Origin of the sequence: Paraburkholderia sp., assembly GCF_034668105.1 — a bacterium.
Lineage (GTDB): Bacteria > Pseudomonadota > Gammaproteobacteria > Burkholderiales > Burkholderiaceae > Paraburkholderia.
In genome coordinates, this window is record NZ_JAXDPY010000477.1 from 1 (window position 1) to 2,871 (window position 2,871).

A 2,871-nucleotide genomic window follows, 5' to 3' on the forward strand; every position below is an offset into this window, starting at 1 on the left:
GTTCCGGTTTTCGTCAGCGAACGGCTGCAGTCGGCAACCGGCGCCTACGCTTTCGGCAAGGGCACCCTTCCGATCGAATCGGAGGTCGGCGCCTATATGGAAGCGATCGAGTCCTACTTCTCAGAGCCAGGCGTCGCACAAATAGAGACAAGATGGGGTTGGCCGTGCGAGCTGTCAGGCGTCGGCGGGGACCGGGACCCGATCCTTGAATTCGCGCCGAAGTTCGATCGCCGCGCCGATCCCAATCAGGCCTTGTTGCTTGCCCGCGCACAGGACGTGGAAAGCGGCGCCCAAGGCTGGATACCGGCCGAGCTGGCGTTCAATCCCGCCCCCCATGCCGGCACACCGCTCTACGGCTCGTCGAACAATGGCCTCGCGTCCGGCAACACCGTGCTGGAAGCCAGCATTCACGCGCTCTACGAGTTGATCGAGCGCGACATCTGGTCGATCGAATTCGTCCGCAACCGCTCGGCCCGCGTTACCGGCGATGGCCTGCCGGGTGAGGTCCACAATATCGTCGAGACCGCCGCCCGCAACGGGTTGCGGCTGGTGATTCGCTACGTCCCCAATGACTATGGCATCCCGTTCTTCGCTGCATTCCTGTTCGACCCGAATAACCTCGAACGCCGCTTTTTCAATGGCGGCTGGGGATGCCATCACGACCGCCGGATCGCACTAACGCGTGCGGTCACGGAGGTCGCGCAAAGCCGTCTGGCCTTCCTGCATGGCGGACGCAAACCGGAAAGATGGGACGATCCCCTCGCGGAAACCGATCGCGTGAAACAGCAAATCGGGACCGCTTCGAGCAAGACGCCGTCTATCCGGTTCGAGGACATTCCGGAGCAGCCCGTGGCCAGCCCATTGACCGCACAGTGGGCCGCGGCGCTCGACTGTCTACGACGCGTCATTGACCGGCCGATTTACCAGATAATCTACACACCATCCGAAGGACCACTCCACGTGGTACGGCTGATCGTGCCGCTGCTGGAGCATTTCTCCCGATCGACGATGCGCATAGGTCCCAGAATGCAGGCGGAACTCGAGGCTCACACGAACGAAATGGAGGAAATCGCCTGACAAGGCGTGGCCCGAGCGATCGCATTCAATTTGCCGAAGTTCAACGAAGTCAAACCCAGGCGACATCGACCAGCCCGGCCGGCGAGCTGTTCAGGCCGGATCAGACCAAGCCCGACAATGCGCAAGACTCGATCCTCGATCAGGCCCCTCCTGGCTGCACATAGCAGAATACGTATCCGCCGCGGCTTAGGAATACGACGCCGTGCCCGGTCGGATTTGCTTTGTCCCACTTGAGTTTGTTGTTCGGAATTTCAACTTCGGTTCCGACGTCGATATGAGGCCTGCCACGCGGTTCGTCGGGCCGGTCGTCGGTTATGGTGACGTAGGTCTTGCCGTCCCTGACATGGACCTCATCGGCCCAATAAGCGTCGGCCTCGCCACAACATGATGCGTTTGGTGCGTCCGGCTGCATTAAAGCCTGATACCATTCCCGAATCTCCGGATCGACGGCTTCCCACTGTCCAAGATCACGCGCCTCTACGTTACCGACAAGGCAACCGAAAATGCCGAGACATAGGAGGATGTGTTTCATCCATGCGCTCCCGCGTTAGTCCCGGCAGCAACAGCAAAGCAATGATCGTGCCGAAATTGTTGCGGCGCAGTAACGCCGATGGATGAATCGAGCGGTCAGGCCGGGAAGACCGAATCAGGCAGAGCTTCCAAGGGGTTGATGCCGCGCGTAAAAACCTGGGCGCGTCGGCTTCGGCGCGATTCACACGCCATCTTTCTGGCCTCGCGCGATCCGCGAGTGCCGTGGGCCATCAAGCTCCTCGCGTTGGCCGTCGCGGGCTACGCGTTGTCGCCGATCGATCTTATTCCGGACTTCATCCCCGTGCTGGGCTATCTGGACGACCTGATCATCGTGCCGCTCGGCATCTGGCTCGTGGTCGCTCTGATACCCGAAGAGGTGATGCGCGAGTGTCGCGCCGTGGCAAGCGCGGCCGCGCAGCGTCCGGCCAGCAAGGTTGCGGCGGCCGTCATCGTCGCGCTGTGGATTTCAGGCGCGGCGTTGCTGGGCTGGATCGCGTTGGTCCACTGGCGCGTCTGACAAGACACGCTCATCACAGGGCACGACGGCCTCCACCGTCACCCCGCCATCAGCGGACGCCACGGTCACGGTGCCACCCAATGCCATCACGCGCTCACGCATGCCAACGAGCCCATGGCCGAGCTTGTGATCGCGGAGCAGGCCGCTGCCATTGTCGCGCACGCGCACCAGAACCGATCCGCGGCGATCTCGCGTTGCCGCTGAAGGCAGATCCGCCGGCTCGATGGTCACATCGACGCGGGTCGCGTCCGCGTGGCGGAAAACATTGGTCAAGGCTTCCTGGACGATGCGGTAAATCGTCAAATCGGCGGTTTCTCCCGGCTCGCCGAGCGACGGAGAAATCGCGGTTTCGATGACGACCTCGGGGTGCGCCTCGCGCCACAGCCGCAACAGCGCGCTGAGCGCCTCGCGCAGGCCGAGCTCGGCGAGCCCGACAGGCCGCAGCTTTTCGAGAATGCGGCGGTTGAACTGTTGCAGGGCATTGACCTGTTCCCAGATCGCGCTGCCGTGCTTGCGCATGGACGCGACGTCCGGTTCACCGTTTTCCGCGATACGCATCAGCGAACTGATGTGTGCACGCAGTGCGAAAAGATGCGGGCCGAACTCATCATGCAGTTCTCGCGCAATCTCCTTGCGCTCGACGTCCTGCAGCGACACGACGCGTTCGGCAAGCCGCCGCTTGTCCTCCACCGCGTCCCCTAACGCGGCCGCAAGATGATTGAGCTTGCTGCCTATGGCGGCGAGTT

3 protein-coding genes and 1 pseudogene are annotated in these 2,871 nt (G+C 62.4%); 2 read left to right on the top strand and 2 right to left on the bottom strand.

Going from position 1 to position 2,871, the window contains the following annotated elements; translation table 11 throughout:
• Positions 1-1,077, top strand: a 1,077-nt coding sequence (locus QOC89_RS21565) for a YcaO-like family protein (RefSeq protein WP_323046869.1), incomplete at its 5' end; no start/stop codon positions are given.
• A gap of 139 nt (positions 1,078-1,216) precedes the next feature.
• Here QOC89_RS21565 and QOC89_RS21570 read toward each other — a convergent pair.
• Positions 1,217-1,609 (bottom strand): hypothetical protein, encoded by a 393-nt coding sequence (locus tag QOC89_RS21570; protein WP_323046870.1) that lies wholly within the window; start codon positions 1,607-1,609, stop codon positions 1,217-1,219.
• A gap of 144 nt (positions 1,610-1,753) precedes the next feature.
• Between QOC89_RS21570 and QOC89_RS21575 the strand changes: the two are divergent.
• A pseudogene (locus QOC89_RS21575) lies at positions 1,754-2,125 on the top strand (YkvA family protein); the annotation flags it as partial.
• Here the strand turns inward: QOC89_RS21575 and QOC89_RS21580 are convergent.
• The coding region (locus tag QOC89_RS21580; RefSeq protein ID WP_323046871.1) for a histidine kinase at positions 2,075-2,871 on the bottom strand (797 nt) is incomplete at its 5' end. The pseudogene QOC89_RS21575 and the gene QOC89_RS21580 sit on opposite strands and share 51 nt — an antisense overlap.